General features: G+C 59.8%; 12 protein-coding genes. 1 reads left to right on the top strand and 11 read right to left on the bottom strand.

Annotated features, from left to right (window positions below):
• Nucleotides 1-136 precede the first annotated feature (136 nt).
• The 11 genes from ACYZT2_RS03965 to ACYZT2_RS03915 form a co-directional block, all read right to left on the bottom strand.
• The gene (locus ACYZT2_RS03965; RefSeq protein WP_007902666.1) at nt 137-1426 is read right to left on the bottom strand and encodes an adenylosuccinate synthase; all 1290 of its coding nucleotides are present in this window, start codon (nt 1424-1426) and stop codon (nt 137-139) included.
• A 54-nt stretch (nt 1427-1480) separates the two neighbouring features.
• Complete coding sequence (locus tag ACYZT2_RS03960) at nt 1481-2668, bottom strand: ATP phosphoribosyltransferase regulatory subunit (RefSeq protein ID WP_461970310.1); 1188 nt, start codon at nt 2666-2668, stop codon at nt 1481-1483.
• Nucleotides 2669-2983: 315 nt separating this feature from the next.
• Complete coding sequence (hflC, locus tag ACYZT2_RS03955) at nt 2984-3853, bottom strand: protease modulator HflC (RefSeq protein ID WP_038978712.1); 870 nt, start codon at nt 3851-3853, stop codon at nt 2984-2986.
• On the bottom strand, nt 3853-5025 hold the full coding sequence (gene hflK, locus ACYZT2_RS03950) for an FtsH protease activity modulator HflK (protein ID WP_461970308.1): 1173 nt from the start codon (nt 5023-5025) through the stop codon (nt 3853-3855). Before hflK ends, hflC begins: the two co-directional genes overlap by 1 nt.
• 96 nt (nt 5026-5121) lie before the next feature.
• Nucleotides 5122-6423: a ribosome rescue GTPase HflX gene (gene hflX / locus ACYZT2_RS03945; protein ID WP_008009827.1), complete on the bottom strand. Its 1302-nt coding sequence runs from the start codon at nt 6421-6423 to the stop codon at nt 5122-5124.
• A 12-nt stretch (nt 6424-6435) separates the two neighbouring features.
• Nucleotides 6436-6696, bottom strand: coding sequence for an RNA chaperone Hfq (gene hfq, locus ACYZT2_RS03940; protein ID WP_007902656.1), 261 nt, complete (start codon nt 6694-6696; stop codon nt 6436-6438).
• A 94-nt stretch (nt 6697-6790) separates the two neighbouring features.
• Nucleotides 6791-7762: a tRNA (adenosine(37)-N6)-dimethylallyltransferase MiaA gene (gene miaA / locus ACYZT2_RS03935; RefSeq protein ID WP_461972985.1), complete on the bottom strand. Its 972-nt coding sequence runs from the start codon at nt 7760-7762 to the stop codon at nt 6791-6793.
• Entirely contained in the window at nt 7762-9672 is a 1911-nt protein-coding gene (gene mutL / locus ACYZT2_RS03930) for a DNA mismatch repair endonuclease MutL (RefSeq protein ID WP_461970306.1), read from the bottom strand. The genes miaA and mutL overlap by 1 nt, the downstream gene beginning before the upstream one ends.
• Nucleotides 9669-11096, bottom strand: coding sequence for an N-acetylmuramoyl-L-alanine amidase (locus ACYZT2_RS03925; RefSeq protein ID WP_461970304.1), 1428 nt, complete (start codon nt 11094-11096; stop codon nt 9669-9671). The genes mutL and ACYZT2_RS03925 overlap by 4 nt, the downstream gene beginning before the upstream one ends.
• Nucleotides 11097-11567, bottom strand: coding sequence for a tRNA (adenosine(37)-N6)-threonylcarbamoyltransferase complex ATPase subunit type 1 TsaE (tsaE, locus tag ACYZT2_RS03920; protein ID WP_461970302.1), 471 nt, complete (start codon nt 11565-11567; stop codon nt 11097-11099). It lies immediately after the preceding gene.
• Nucleotides 11555-13054 (bottom strand): NAD(P)H-hydrate dehydratase, encoded by a 1500-nt coding sequence (locus ACYZT2_RS03915; RefSeq protein ID WP_461970300.1) that lies wholly within the window; start codon nt 13052-13054, stop codon nt 11555-11557. Before ACYZT2_RS03915 ends, tsaE begins: the two co-directional genes overlap by 13 nt.
• Before the next feature lie 63 nt (nt 13055-13117).
• Between ACYZT2_RS03915 and queG the strand changes: the two genes are divergently transcribed.
• Nucleotides 13118-14182 carry a tRNA epoxyqueuosine(34) reductase QueG gene (gene queG / locus ACYZT2_RS03910; RefSeq protein ID WP_461970298.1) on the top strand — a complete coding sequence of 355 codons (1065 nt, stop codon included), beginning with the start codon at nt 13118-13120 and terminating at the stop codon, nt 14180-14182.
• Nucleotides 14183-14203 lie beyond the last annotated feature (21 nt).

The raw sequence follows: 14203 nt of genomic DNA, 5'->3' as shown, positions 1-14203 counted from the left end.
GCTTTGACGCCATCAAATTGATAGCACGTCAGAAACGATGCTTTTTCAATGTTCACAGCAAAGGTCATGCCGTTCGACAGGCATAAACGACAAAGGCCCCAATTAAGGGGCCTTCGTGTTTTACATCAACGACTTATTAAGCGAACGGGTGACGCAGAACGATGGTTTCGTTGCGGTCCGGGCCCGTCGAAATAATGTCGATCGGCGCACCGATCAGCTCTTCAACGCGCTTGATGTAAGCACGGGCGTTAGCTGGCAGCTCTTCCAGGGTTTTGGCACCCACGGTCGACTCTGTCCAGCCCAGCACTTCTTCGTACACCGGCTGCAGGCCCATGTAGCTGTCAGCGTCAGTCGGGGCAACGTCCTTACCTTCTGCATCTTTGTAGCCGACGCAGATGTTGATGGTTTCCAGACCGTCGAGTACGTCCAGCTTGGTCAGACAGATGCCCGAGATGCTGTTCACATCGATAGCGCGACGCAGGATAACAGCGTCGAACCAGCCACAACGACGAGCACGGCCGGTAGTAGCGCCGAACTCGTGACCTTGTTTAGCCAGGTGCGCACCGACTTCGTCGAACAGCTCAGTCGGGAATGGACCCGAACCTACACGGGTGGTGTAAGCCTTGGTGATACCCAGGATGTAGTCCAGGAACATAGGACCAACGCCCGAACCGGTAGCAACGCCGCCAGCGGTGGTGTTAGAGCTGGTCACGTACGGGTAGGTGCCGTGGTCGATGTCCAGCAACGAACCTTGGGCGCCTTCGAACATGATGTCTTTGCCAGCGCGACGCAGGTCGTGCAGCTCGGCAGTTACGTCCAGCATCAGCGGCTTGAGCAGTTCAGCGTATTCTTTGCACTCGGCCAGGGTCTTGTCGAAGTCAATGGCTGGCTCTTTGTAGAAACCGACCAACATGAAGTTGTGGTATTCCACCAGTTCACGCAGCTTGGCTTCAAAGCGCGGCATGTTGAGCAGATCGCCTACGCGCAGACCGCGACGGGCAACCTTGTCTTCGTAAGCCGGGCCGATGCCGCGACCGGTAGTACCGATCTTCAGCTCGCCACGGGCCTTTTCACGGGCCTGGTCCAGCGCTACATGGTAGGACAGGATCAGCGGGCAGGACGGGCTGATACGCAGGCGCTCGCGCACCGGTACGCCTTTCTCTTCCAGCTTGATGATTTCCCGCAGCAGGGCGTCGGGTGCAACCACCACGCCGTTACCGATCAGGCACTGCACGCCTTCGCGCAGCACGCCCGACGGGATCAGGTGCAAGACGGTTTTTTCGCCGTCGATCACCAGGGTGTGGCCAGCGTTGTGGCCACCTTGGTAGCGCACTACGGCGGCAGCATGTTCGGTCAGCAGATCAACGATCTTGCCTTTGCCCTCATCACCCCATTGGGTGCCCAGGACTACGACATTCTTACCCATAACACTTGTCCTCATTCGCGCAAACTTGGTGCCGGCGGCGGCCGGCAGGAAAACTCAAGAAGCCAGCGGCAATACTTGCCAAAGCCCGTTCTGCTGAATCAATTGCCGGTCGCAGTCCGCTTCACGGGCGGCGGCCAAAAGTTGCCCAGGCAATGCCTGAACGACACGCTGCCCCTCACTGCGCAACTGGCAAACCTGCTGCCAGAGTGCTGCATCCGTACTGTCAGGCATCCAGATACCGCCAGACGGTAGCTCGATTTCAGCACGCCCCAGGGTCACCAGGGTTTTCAAATCGGTAGAGAAACCAGTCGCCGGACGGGCACGACCGAAGTCGGCGCCGATGTCATCGTAACGACCGCCCTGAGCAATGGACTGGCCAACGCCCGGGACGAACACGGCGAACACTACACCGGTGTGGTAGTGATAGCCGCGCAACTCGCCCAGGTCGAAATACAGCGGTAATTGCGGGAAACGCGTGGACAGACGCTCGGCAATCGCCAGCAAATCGTCCAGGGCCGCCAGCACGGGCGCCGGCGCATTGGCCAGTCGCTCGCGGGCAGCGCTCAACACTTCACGACCGCCACACAGGTCGACCAGCGCTCGCAGCATGCCCGACAGATCGTCAGGCAAGCCTTCGGTCAAGGTAATGACCTCGTCGATGGCTTTACGTTGCAACGCATCAAACAACTGTTGCTCGACTTCGCCCGACAAACCGGCGGCGCGGGCCAGGCCGCGGTAGATACCGACATGGCCGAGGTCCATGTGCACATCCGGCACATCCGCCAGTTGCAGCATGGCAAGCATCAGGCTGATGACTTCCACGTCGCTGCTCGGGCTGGCATCGCCGTACAACTCGGCACCTAGTTGAATCGGGCTGCGCGAGGACGACAAGGCACGTGGCTGAGCATGCAGCACGCTACCGGCATAGCACAGACGACTTGGGCCTTCGCGACGCAGGGTATGCGCATCGATGCGCGCCACTTGCGGTGTGATGTCGGCACGGAAACCCATCTGCCGACCCGACTGCGGGTCGATGACCTTGAAGGTACGCAGATCGAGGTCCGAACCCGCGCCGGTCAGCAGGGATTCCAGGTACTCGATATGGGGGGTCACGACAAACTCGTAACCCCAGCTCTGGAACAGATCCAACACCTGGCGACGCGCTACTTCGATGCGCGCAGCTTCTGGTGGCAGTACTTCTTCGATGCCATCTGGCAGCAGCCAGCGGTCTACCGTTGCCATTACGCCATTCCCCTATGATCCGGGCGACAAGCCTTTGGGCGAGCCTTGAGTGAAGCAGAAAATGATCGGCTCATGTGCAAACCACGCGCATGAACAACGGGGCGAAAAGCCTGAAACCGGCTTCGCCAATCACTTTCCTCGAAAAACCTGTCGAGTTATTCAACTCGGGCGCCTGCATAAAAACAGCAATCAAAGGTGCAGACGCAAAAAAGCCGGGAATTTCCCGGCTGCCGCATCATACACACGTTTTCCCAAAGGATCACCCCGCCCGAGGTTTTAGCCGCCCGGCGGGGGATGATTCAGGTCAACGTCGTATCAAGGCTTGGCTTTTTCCAGGTAACGGAAGAAGTCGCTGCCCGGGTCCAGGACCATGACGTCGGATTTGTTCGCGAAGCTTTCACGGTAGGCACGCAGGCTACGGTAGAACGCGTAGAACTCCTGATCCTGACCGTATGCCTTGGAGTAGATCGCAGCAGCCTGGGCGTCACCGTCACCGCGAACCTCTTCAGATTCACGATAGGCTTCAGCCAGCAACACGCGGCGTTGACGATCGGCGTCGGCACGGATGCCTTCAGCCAGCTCGTTACCCTTGGCGCGGTGCTCGCGAGCTTCACGCTCACGCTCAGTGCTCATACGTTCGAACACGCTGCGGTTCACTTCCTTCGGCAGGTCGATGGTTTTGACCCGGACATCGACAACTTCGATGCCCAGCTCTTTTTCCGCCATCTTGTTCAGCGAATTGGTGATGTCAGCCATCAGCGCATCACGCTCACCGGACACTACTTCGTGCAGGGTGCGCTTACCGAACTGGTCACGCAGGCCCGATTCCAGACGACGGGAAAGACGCTCGTCGGCAATCTGCTTGAGGCCGGAAGTCGCGGTGTAGAAGCGCTCGGCATCTTTCACGCGCCACTTGGCGTAGGCATCGACCATTACGGCTTTCTTTTCCAGCGTCAGGAAGCGTTGTGTCGGTGCATCCAGTGTCATCAGGCGCGCGTCGAATTTGCGCACCTTGTTCACGTAAGGCACTTTCACATGCAGGCCCGGCTGAACATCGGCCTGAACCACGCGACCGAACTGCAGCATCACCGCGCGCTCGGTCTGAGCCACGATGTAGAAGCAGTTCCAGGCAACGATCGCCACGACGACGCCGATAATAAGGGCGATCAGCGATTTATTGCTCATCAGCGACTCTCCCTGGTACGTGCTTGCTGTTGCTGCAGATCAGCTGCCGCACGCGCATTCACTTCATTGCTGCTGGCTGCCGCACCGGTCACCGGAGCGCCGGGGCTGCGACCACTGTCGATCATCTTGTCCAGCGGCAAGTACAGCAGATTGTTCTGGCCATCCTTGTTGCCGGTCACGAGAACCTTGCTGGTGTTGCTGAAGATTTCCTGCATGGTGTCCAGGTACAGACGTTGGCGGGTGACTTCAGGGGCCTTGCGATACTCGGCAACCAGTTTGGTGAAGCGATCGGCCTCACCCTTGGCGCGAGAGACGGTTTCGTCGCGGTAACCGTTGGCATCCTCGAGGATGCGCTGGGCCTGACCACGGGCTTCCGGCACGACGCCGTTGGCGTAGGTTTCCGCCTGGTTGCGCGAACGCTGCTCGTCTTCACGGGCGCGGATCACGTCATCGAAGGCTTCCTGAACTTCACGCGGTGCAGCTGCGCTCTGTACGTTGACCTGGGTAACGGTGATACCGGTGCGATAGGTATCGAGGAAGCGTTGCAGACGCTCCTTGATTTCGCTGGCCATCAATTCACGGCCTTCGGTCAGCACCTGATCCATGGCGGTAGAACCCACCACGTGACGCAAGGCACTGTCGGTCGCATGTTGCAGGCTGATTTCCGGCTGATCGACGTTCAGCACGAAGTCCTGCAGGTTGCTGATCTTGTACTGCACGGTCAGCGGCACTTCGACGATGTTTTCGTCTTCAGTCAGCATTTGACCCTGCTTGGTATAGGCACGCTCACGCGTGACGTTTTCCATGTACTTGCGATCGATCGGCGGGAAATAGATGTTCAGGCCCGGGCCGACGGTTTCATAGTATTTGCCGAAGCGCAGCACTACCGCCTGCTCCTGCTCGTCGACCACGTAGACAGCGCTGTACAGCCACACAGCCGCCAGCACGACCAGGCCGATGCCGAGCAGGCCGCCGAAGCCGCCACGCTTGCCCGAACCACCGCCCTCGTCACCGCGTTTTTTACCACCACCGAACAACCCGTTCAGGCTTTCCTGCAGCTTTCGGAAGGCCTCGTCGAGATCCGGTGGTCCCTTGCGGTCGCCGTTATTGCGGCGCTTGCCACCCCAAGGATCCTGATTATTCGAGTTGCCACCCGGCTCATTCCAAGCCATAGCGCTCTCCATCTGATAAAGCAAAGACGCACCCACGGCGCGCCGACCAATGCTACAGAATGCCTGTCACCGCGGCACAACCGCTTTCTCAGGCTTTTATTGCAAAGTGTGTTGTTCGATGAATTCCATCGGTTGCAGACCTTCGCGGCTCACGAGTCGATTCAATTCGATCCGTGGCAAGCGAACGGCCAGCAAGCTGATGCCTTCTTCGTCGTGTTCTTCCTTCTGCACCGCACCGAGTTCGAAAAACTGCGCACGCAGTCGAGCAAAACGTTGCGGCAAGCGCAAGGTGCCAACAAACAAATCACTGCCTAACAGTTCGGCCACAGCCTGCTTGAGCAGGTCCAGGCCGGTACCGTCCTTGGCCGACAACCAGACCCGCTGCGGTTTGCCATCGGCATCGCGCTGGATCTGCGGCTCAACACCCTCGAGCAAATCGAGTTTGTTGTATACCTCAAGGATCGGCAAGTCTTGTGCCCCGATCTCTCCGAGCACCACCATGACCTGTTCAATCTGGGCCATACGCTCAGGCTCATGCGCATCGATCACATGCAGCAGCAGGTCGGAGTTGCTCGACTCTTCGAGCGTAGCCCGAAATGCCTCGACCAGCTTGTGCGGCAAGTGACGAATAAAGCCCACAGTGTCGGCCAGTACGATCGGCCCGAGGTCGTCGAGTTCGAGTCGGCGCAAGGTCGGGTCGAGGGTAGCGAACAACTGGTCGGCGGCGAAGACGTCGGAATCGGTGACCGAGTTGAACAGCGTCGATTTGCCGGCGTTGGTATAACCCACCAGTGAAACCGTCGGAATGTCAGCACGTTTGCGCCCGCGACGAGATTGCTCGCGCTGGCTGCGGACCTTTTCCAGGCGTCCCTTGATCTGCCGCAGGCGAACCCGCAACAGGCGCCGGTCGGTTTCCAGCTGGGTTTCACCCGGGCCGCGCAGACCGATACCGCCCTTCTGCCGCTCAAGGTGAGTCCAGCCACGAACCAGCCGCGTACTCATGTGTTCAAGCTGGGCCAGTTCAACCTGGAGCTTGCCTTCATGGGTGCGGGCGCGCTGGGCGAAGATATCGAGAATCAAACCCGTGCGGTCAATCACGCGGCACTCGAAAATACGTTCGAGGTTACGTTCCTGACTGGGCGTGAGGATGTGATTGAAAATCACCAGATCGACCTGTTCGGCGCTGACCAGGTCGCGTAACTCTTCGACCTTGCCGCTGCTAATCAGGGTTTTGGCGGTTGGCCGATGACGCGGCACGTTAAAAAACGCGACGGTCTCGGCGCCAGCCGAAATTGCCAACTCCTGAAACTCCTGCGGATCTTCGCGCGCCTCAGGGTCCTGACCATCCAAGTGAACGAGAATTGCCCGTTCACCACCACCGTGGCGCTCAAAGAACAAAGGAGACTCCTATCAGGCGTTACCTGGCTCAGCGTCACCTGCTTCGGATTCGGTTGCGCTAGGCAGACGAATTGGACGAACCGGCACCACTGTAGAGATAGCGTGTTTGTAAACCATTTGGCTAACGGTGTTTTTCAGCAGGATAACGAACTGGTCGAAAGACTCGATCGTGCCTTGCAGCTTGATCCCGTTGACCAGGTAGATGGAAACCCCCACTTTCTCTTTACGTAAAGTATTCAAGTAAGGGTCTTGTAGCGAATGCCCTTTTGACATGTGCCGCACTCCTTTAAGGATTCAATATAAAAAATAGGTAAACAAATGGCTTGGGGCCGTCACACCCCCAAGGATAGACGGCAATTGCAAGGACTCAGCTCAATATGGAGATGGTCCCAAGGTATTTCAAGGCGCGCGGCAGATTGTCGCAATCGAGGCTGTCCAACCAGTGTAAATCAGCCCAACTGCGTAGCCAGGTGAACTGGCGCTTTGCCAATTGGCGCGTGGCAATGATTCCACGCTCCTGCATCTCGGCTTGCGTCAGCTTGCCATCCAGGTAATCCCAGACTTGTCGATAACCTACAGCACGTATAGACGGCATCCCCGAATGCAGGTCACCTCTATCTCGCAGGGCTACGACCTCGTCGATGAATCCCTGTTCCAACATATTTGTGAATCTTTGTTTAATACGCTCGTGCAGTACCTGGCGATTTGCCGGGGCGATAGCCAAGTTCGCGACAGTATAGGGCAATTGTTGCAGTCCCGAAGCGGCTGCTTCAGTACTTTGCGCAGATTGTCGCAAACGTAGCTCAGTCATGCTCTGACCACTGACGCGATAAACTTCCAGTGCTCGACTAAGGCGCTGCGGATCGTTCGGATGAATTCGCGCCGCGGATTGCGGATCGATTATCGCCAATTGATCGTGCAGGGCTTGCCAGCCGAGGCGTGCGGCCTCTTCTTCGATTTGCGCGCGCACATCAGGATCGGCCGCCGGCATGTCGGCCAGACCTTCGAGCAAAGCCTTGTAGTAGAGCATTGTGCCGCCTACCAACAGCGGAATTTTGCCCCGCGCGGTGATCTCGGCCATGGCCTCGAGCGCATCACGACGAAAATCCGCAGCCGAATAACTGTCGGCCGGGTCGAGAATATCGATCAACCGATGCGGGAATTCGGCCAGAATTTCTTTGGAAGGCTTGGCGGTGCCAATGTCCATGCCACGGTAAACCAGCGCCGAATCGACGCTGATCAGCTCACAGGGCATGACCTTGGCGAGTTCAATGGCTAGGTCGGTCTTGCCGGCAGCCGTTGGCCCCATCAGGAAAATCGCAGGAGGGAACTGGCTCATCAACGACCGCGCAAAAACAGTTTGTCCAGATCGTCCAGGCCCAGTTGGGTCCAGGTCGGTCGGCCATGGTTGCATTGACCGCTGCGTTCGGTGTTTTCCATGTCCCGCAGCAGACCGTTCATTTCCGGCAGCGCCAGACGCCGATTCGCGCGAACCGCGCCGTGGCAGGCCATGGTGCCGAGCAGTTCGTTCAGGTGTGCCTGAATCCGGTCACTGGTGCCATATTCCATCAAGTCCGCCAGAACGTCGCTGACCAGTCGATTGGCTTCCGCCTGTTTCAACAACGCGGGGATTTGCCGGATCGCCAAAGATTCCGGACCAAGGCGCTGCAACTCAAAGCCCAGTCGCTGGAACCACGCGACGTGTTCTTCGGCGCAATCGGCTTCGCGTTGACTGACTGCCAGGGACTCCGGCACCAACAGCGGCTGACCGCTCAGGCCTTCGCTGGCCATGGCGATTTTCAGGCGTTCGTACATGATCCGCTCATGGGCGGCGTGCATGTCCACCAGCACCAGGCCTTGGGCGTTTTCCGAAAGAATATAGATGCCCTTGAGCTGCGCCAACGCGTAACCCAGTGGCGGAATGTCGTCCTGCCCGGCCGGGAGCGCTACCGCGTTGGCCTCGGGCAACGGCGCGAAGAACTCACGGTAGGCCGATTGAGCCTCAGCGACGGGCACGCCGGACTGAGGCCGCGGCGAGTACTGATATTGATAACCGGCGCCAGCACCCGAGCCCGCCGTCGTATTAAAGGAAGGTTGGGCCTGAGGCTGTTCCAGCAACGCATTGGCCGCCAGACGCATTTCGCCCTGCGGACCGAACTCACCAGCGTCGAGCCCGGTTGGCGGGACAATCGCCGTCGCAACAGGCGCGGCCAGATGATCTTCCGGCCGCACATCGCCGAGGGCGCGGTGCAAAGTGCCATAGAGAAAATCGTGAACCATGCGCCCGTCACGGAAGCGTACTTCGTGCTTGGTCGGGTGCACGTTGACGTCAACGCCCGCCGGATCGACTTCGAAAAACAGCACGAACGTCGGGTGCCGACCGTTGAACAGCACATCGCGATAAGCCTGGCGCACCGCGTGGGCCACCAGTTTGTCGCGCACCGCGCGGCCATTCACAAAGAAGTACTGCAAGTCTGCCTGGCTGCGGTTGAAGGTCGGCAACCCGACCCAGCCCCACAGATGCAGGCCATTGCGCTCGATTTCGATCGGCAGCGCCTGCTCCAGAAAACCCGCCCCGCAGATCGCCGCCACACGCCGGGCGCGGGCTGCGTCATCGTGGGCTTCGTGCAGGCTGAGGATGGTTTTGCCGTTGTGGCGCAGATGGAATGCCACATCGAACCGCGCCAGCGCCAGACGTTTGATCACTTCTTGCAGGTGATCGAATTCGGTTTTTTCGGTCTTGAGAAATTTACGGCGCGCCGGGGTGTTGAAGAACAAATCGCGCACTTCCACCGAAGTCCCCACCGGATGGGCCGCCGGTTGCACGCGAGGCGCCATGTCCCGGCCTTCGGTTTCGACCTGCCAGGCCTGATCGGCATCGCAAGTGCGGGATGTCAGGGTCAGGCGCGCCACGGAGCTGATGGACGCCAGCGCCTCACCACGAAACCCCAGGCTCATCACCTGTTCGAGGTCTTCCAAATTGCGAATCTTGCTGGTGGCGTGACGGGCCAGGGCCAAGGGCAGATCATCGGCAGAAATGCCGCTGCCATCGTCGCGCACCCGCAGCAGCTTGACGCCGCCCTGCTCCACATCGACGTCGATGCGTTTGGCACCGGAGTCGAGGCTGTTCTCCAACAACTCCTTGATCACCGAGGCCGGGCGCTCAACCACCTCACCGGCGGCAATCTGGTTCGCCAGCCGCGGGCTGAGCAGCTCGATGCGCGCGGTATTGGTCAGCACCTGGTTCATTCTTTGGCCGCCAGTTCAGTGCCGGGAATGGTCAGATGCTGACCGACTTTGAGCTCATCACTCGACAGATTGTTGGCGCTACGCAGAGTGGCGGGCGATACCTGATAACGCACGGCGATCATCGCCAGGGTTTCGCCGGGGTTGACGCGATGGTCACGCGGGCCCTGGGCGATTTTGCCGGAATCTCGCAGCCAGGCAATGTAGGTGCCCGGCGGTGGGTTCTGCTGGAAGAACTGCCGCACGCCGCTGCTGATAGAACGCGCCAGCGCCTGCTGATGGTTCACAGCGGCAAGCTTGGAAGCCTCGTTGGCGTTGGAGATAAACCCGGTTTCCACCAGGATCGACGGGATGTCCGGCGACTTCAGCACCATGAACCCGGCTTGCTCCACGCGCTGTTTGTGCAGCGGCGTGACGCGACCGATGTTGCTCAAGACTTTCTGGCCAACGTTGAGGCTGGATGTCAGGGAAGCAGTCATCGACAAATCGAGCAGCACGCCGGCCAGCATGCGGTCCTTGTCATCAAGGCTGACGTTGCCGGCACCACCGATCAAGTCGGAACGGTTTTCGCTGTCGGCCAGCCAACGGGCAGTCTCCGACGTAGCGCCGCGGTCGGACAGGGCGAACACCGAGGCACCGAACGCGGCAGCCGAAGGTGCGGCGTCGGCGTGGATCGAGACAAACAGATCGGCACCCTTCTTACGGGCGATTTCGGTACGGCCGCGCAACGGAATGAAATAGTCGCCGGTGCGAGTCAGTTCGGCGCGGAAGCCTTTCATGCCATTGACCTGACGCTGCAGCTCACGGGCGATCGCCAGCACCACGTCTTTTTCACGCTGACCGCGAGAGCCCGAGGCGCCTGGGTCTTCGCCACCGTGGCCGGCATCGATCACCACAATGATGTCGCGCTTGCCGGCCGGGGCGGGCGGCAGCTTGACCGGCGGATCTACCGGAGTGACCGGCACCGGAGCCACGGTCACGACATTAGTTGGTACAGGAATTGGCGCGGCATCGGCGGCGTTATCGAACAGGTCGACCACCAAGCGATTACCGTACTGGGCGTTCGGCGCCAAGGTAAAGCTTTTCGGCGTGACGGCCTTTTTAAGGTCGATGACCACTCGCAGATCGGTCGGCGTACGTTGAGCCGAGCGCATTGCGGTGATCGGAGTGTTCGAAGTATTGACGTTCAGCGGCGACCCCAGAGATGCGCCATTGATGTCAATCACCAACCGATCCGGGGAGGTCAGGGTAAAGACGCTGTGCTGGACAGGCCCCGTCAGGTCAAACACCAGTCGCGTGTTGTCCGGCGCCCGCCACAGGCGAACACTGTTGACCTTTGTCTCGGCCACAGCGTCGACGGTCACCGCCAGAAACAACAATCCTACGGCAGCAACCAACGCGCGAAAGCGCATACCTAACCCCATCATTTATTTGGATTCCAATGCCAAAGCGGCACACCACGACTCGCCACGCGAACCCTGGGGCAAAATTTTCAGCGAACGTCCGCTGTCTTGCGGGCTAATGGTAATGGTCAGGTCGGGCTTTGGCAAAAAGCCTGCACCGTTCCGGGGCCATTCGATCAGACACAGTGCGTCGTCTTCGAAATAGTCGCGGATACCGAGGTACTCCAGTTCCTCCGGATCGACCAGTCGATACAGGTCGAAATGGAAGGCGCGGACCACCCCAATCTCGTATGGCTCGACCAGGGTGAAGGTCGGACTTTTTACCGCGCCTGTATGTCCCAGGCCACGAATAATGCCCCGGGACAGCGTGGTTTTCCCCGCGCCCAGATCTCCCTCGAGAAAAATCAGACCGTGCCCTTCAGTGGTTTGTGCGATGCGCGCACCAAACGCGGTCATCGCCTCTTCATCAGCCAGGTACAGGGTTACTTCAGACACGGTGCTTGCTCCTCCAACAACTGACGAATGGCTGGAATCAGATCACTGGCCGCCAGCCCGCGGCCGAATTTACCTTGTTGCTCGCCGGCATTGGCGTGCAGCCAGACCGCCAGGCACGCCGCGTCATATGCGTCCATTTCCTGAGCGAGCAAGGCGCCGACCAGCCCGGCCAGCACATCGCCCAAACCTGCAGATGCCATGGCCGGATGGCCCTGATGACACAGCGCTAGGCGCCCGTCGGGGCTGGCGATCAAACTGCCAGCGCCCTTGAGGATCACCACCGCTGTATATTTTTTACTCAACGCATGGGCAGCGGCCGGACGATCGGCCTGAACATCGGCCGTCGATACCCCCAGTAATCGCGCCGCCTCGCCAGGGTGCGGCGTGATAACACAACGTGCGGGCAAACTCACACCACTTTCGGCCAACAGGTTCAATGCATCCGCGTCCCAGACCTGCGGCAGCGGCGCATTGGCCGCGGCCGACAACAGACTGCGCCCCCAAGCGGCCTGCCCCAGCCCCGGGCCGACGACCAGCACCGTGACCTTCTCAAGCAGCCCCATCAATTGATTGGCCGACGAAATGCCGAGCACCATCGCTTCAGGCAAACGCGCCAATGCAGCCGGAACATGCTCGCTGCGAGTGGCCACGGACACCATGCCGGCACCGCTGCGCAGGGCGCTTTGTGCACTGAGCAGGATGGCACCGCCAAAACCGCGATCACCGCCGATCAGCAATACGTGGCCAAAATTGCCTTTGAGGGAAGTAGGAGCACGACCGGTCAAACGCGGCACATTACCGGCCGTCAGGCGATGAGCACTGACCGTGGCCCCGATAAACGTCTCGGGGGCAACTTGCAGATCATTGAACACCAACTCACCAACCACATCCGCAGCATCACCGGTGAACAGACCCAGCTTCAAACCGATGAACGTCACCGTCAGATCCGCTCGAACCGCAATGCCGAGCTGGCGCCCCGTATCGGCGCACAGCCCCGAAGGGATATCCACCGCTGCAACCGGTAGCCCACTGGCGTTGATCGCGGCAATGACACTGGCGTATGGCTCGCGCACTTCACCGGTCAGGCCGGTGCCGAGCAAGGCATCCAGCACAATGCCACGCAATTCTGCTTGTGCGCTCCAGCCTTGAATGGCAACGCCTTCGGCTACCGCCTCGGCATGGGCTGACGCGGCATCACCCTGCAAATGACCGGGATCACCGGCGGCCAGCACCCGAACATGCCAACCGGCACGTCGGGCCAGCACGGCCACCAGGTAACCGTCGCCCGCATTATTGCCGTGGCCGGCCACCACGCTCAATTCATGCGCCGTCGGCCAATGACGGACTAGCGCACGCCAGGTCGCCCGCGCCGCACGCTGCATCAATTCGAAGCCCGGTGTACCGGCCGCGATCAGGCTCGCATCGAGCCCTCGGACTTGCGCGGCGCTATACAGCGCGTCGGGTAATTCATCTTTAGTGTGCGGCATGCGTCTTCAGGCTCCGATGTCTGGCAGAATTATACGCACCTCAGCTCCGGTTTCTCTCGCCTCATGCCCGCTATTACTACAGACCTGCCCGCTCTCGCCCAATCCATCAAGGACTGGGGCCGCGAGCTGGGCTTTCAGCAAGTCGGCATCAGCGGCCTCGACCTGGCCGAGCATGAGCAGCACCTGAAGCGCTGGCTCGCGGCCGGCTACCACGGCGAAATGGAGTATATGGGCGCCCACGGCAGCAAACGCTCACACCCGGAAGAACTGGTGCCGGGCACGCTTCGCGTCGTTTCTCTGCGCATGGACTACCTGCCGGGCGACACCGAAATGGCGCAAAGGCTGGCCCAACCGGAAAAGGCCTACGTCTCGCGTTATGCCTTGGGCCGCGATTACCACAAATTGATCCGTAAACGCGTGCAACAACTGGCAGAAAAAATTCAGGCAGTGATCGGCCCGTTCGGCTATCGCGCCTTTGTCGACAGTGCCCCGGTGCTGGAAAAAGCCATCGCCGAACAGGCTGGCCTTGGCTGGATCGGCAAAAACACGCTGGTCTTGAATCGCAAGGCCGGCAGCTACTTCTTCCTCAGCGAACTGTTCGTCGACCTGCCGCTGCCGGTGGACCCGCCTCACGCCACCGAACACTGCGGCCGCTGCACTGCCTGTCTGGATATTTGCCCGACCAACGCCTTCGTCGGTCCGTATGTACTGGACGCCCGGCGCTGCATTTCGTACCTGACCATCGAACTGAAAAGTGCGATTCCTGAAGATTTACGGCCGCTGATTGGTAATCGGGTATTCGGTTGCGATGACTGCCAGATCGTCTGCCCATGGAACCGCTTCGCCCGACCTTCCGGCGAAAGCGATTTCAAACCAAGGCACAATCTGGACAACGCCGAACTGGCCGAACTGTTCATGTGGGACGAACAGAAATTCCTCAGCAGCACCGAGGGTTCACCGCTCAGACGCGCGGGTTACGAGCGTTGGTTGCGCAATCTGGCGGTCGGCTTGGGCAATGCACCGTCAAGCATTCCGGTGCTGGAAGCGCTAAAGGCACGGCGGGACTATCCGTCGGAACTGGTGCGCGAGCACGTCGAATGGGCCTTGAAACAACACGGACTCCTGTAGCAGCTGCCGAAGGCTGCGTTC

It is taken from the genome of Pseudomonas sp. MDT1-85 (assembly GCF_054898065.1).
The sequence above is the reverse complement of the archived record's forward strand: the minus strand, read 5'-3'. Positions and strand labels throughout refer to the sequence as shown.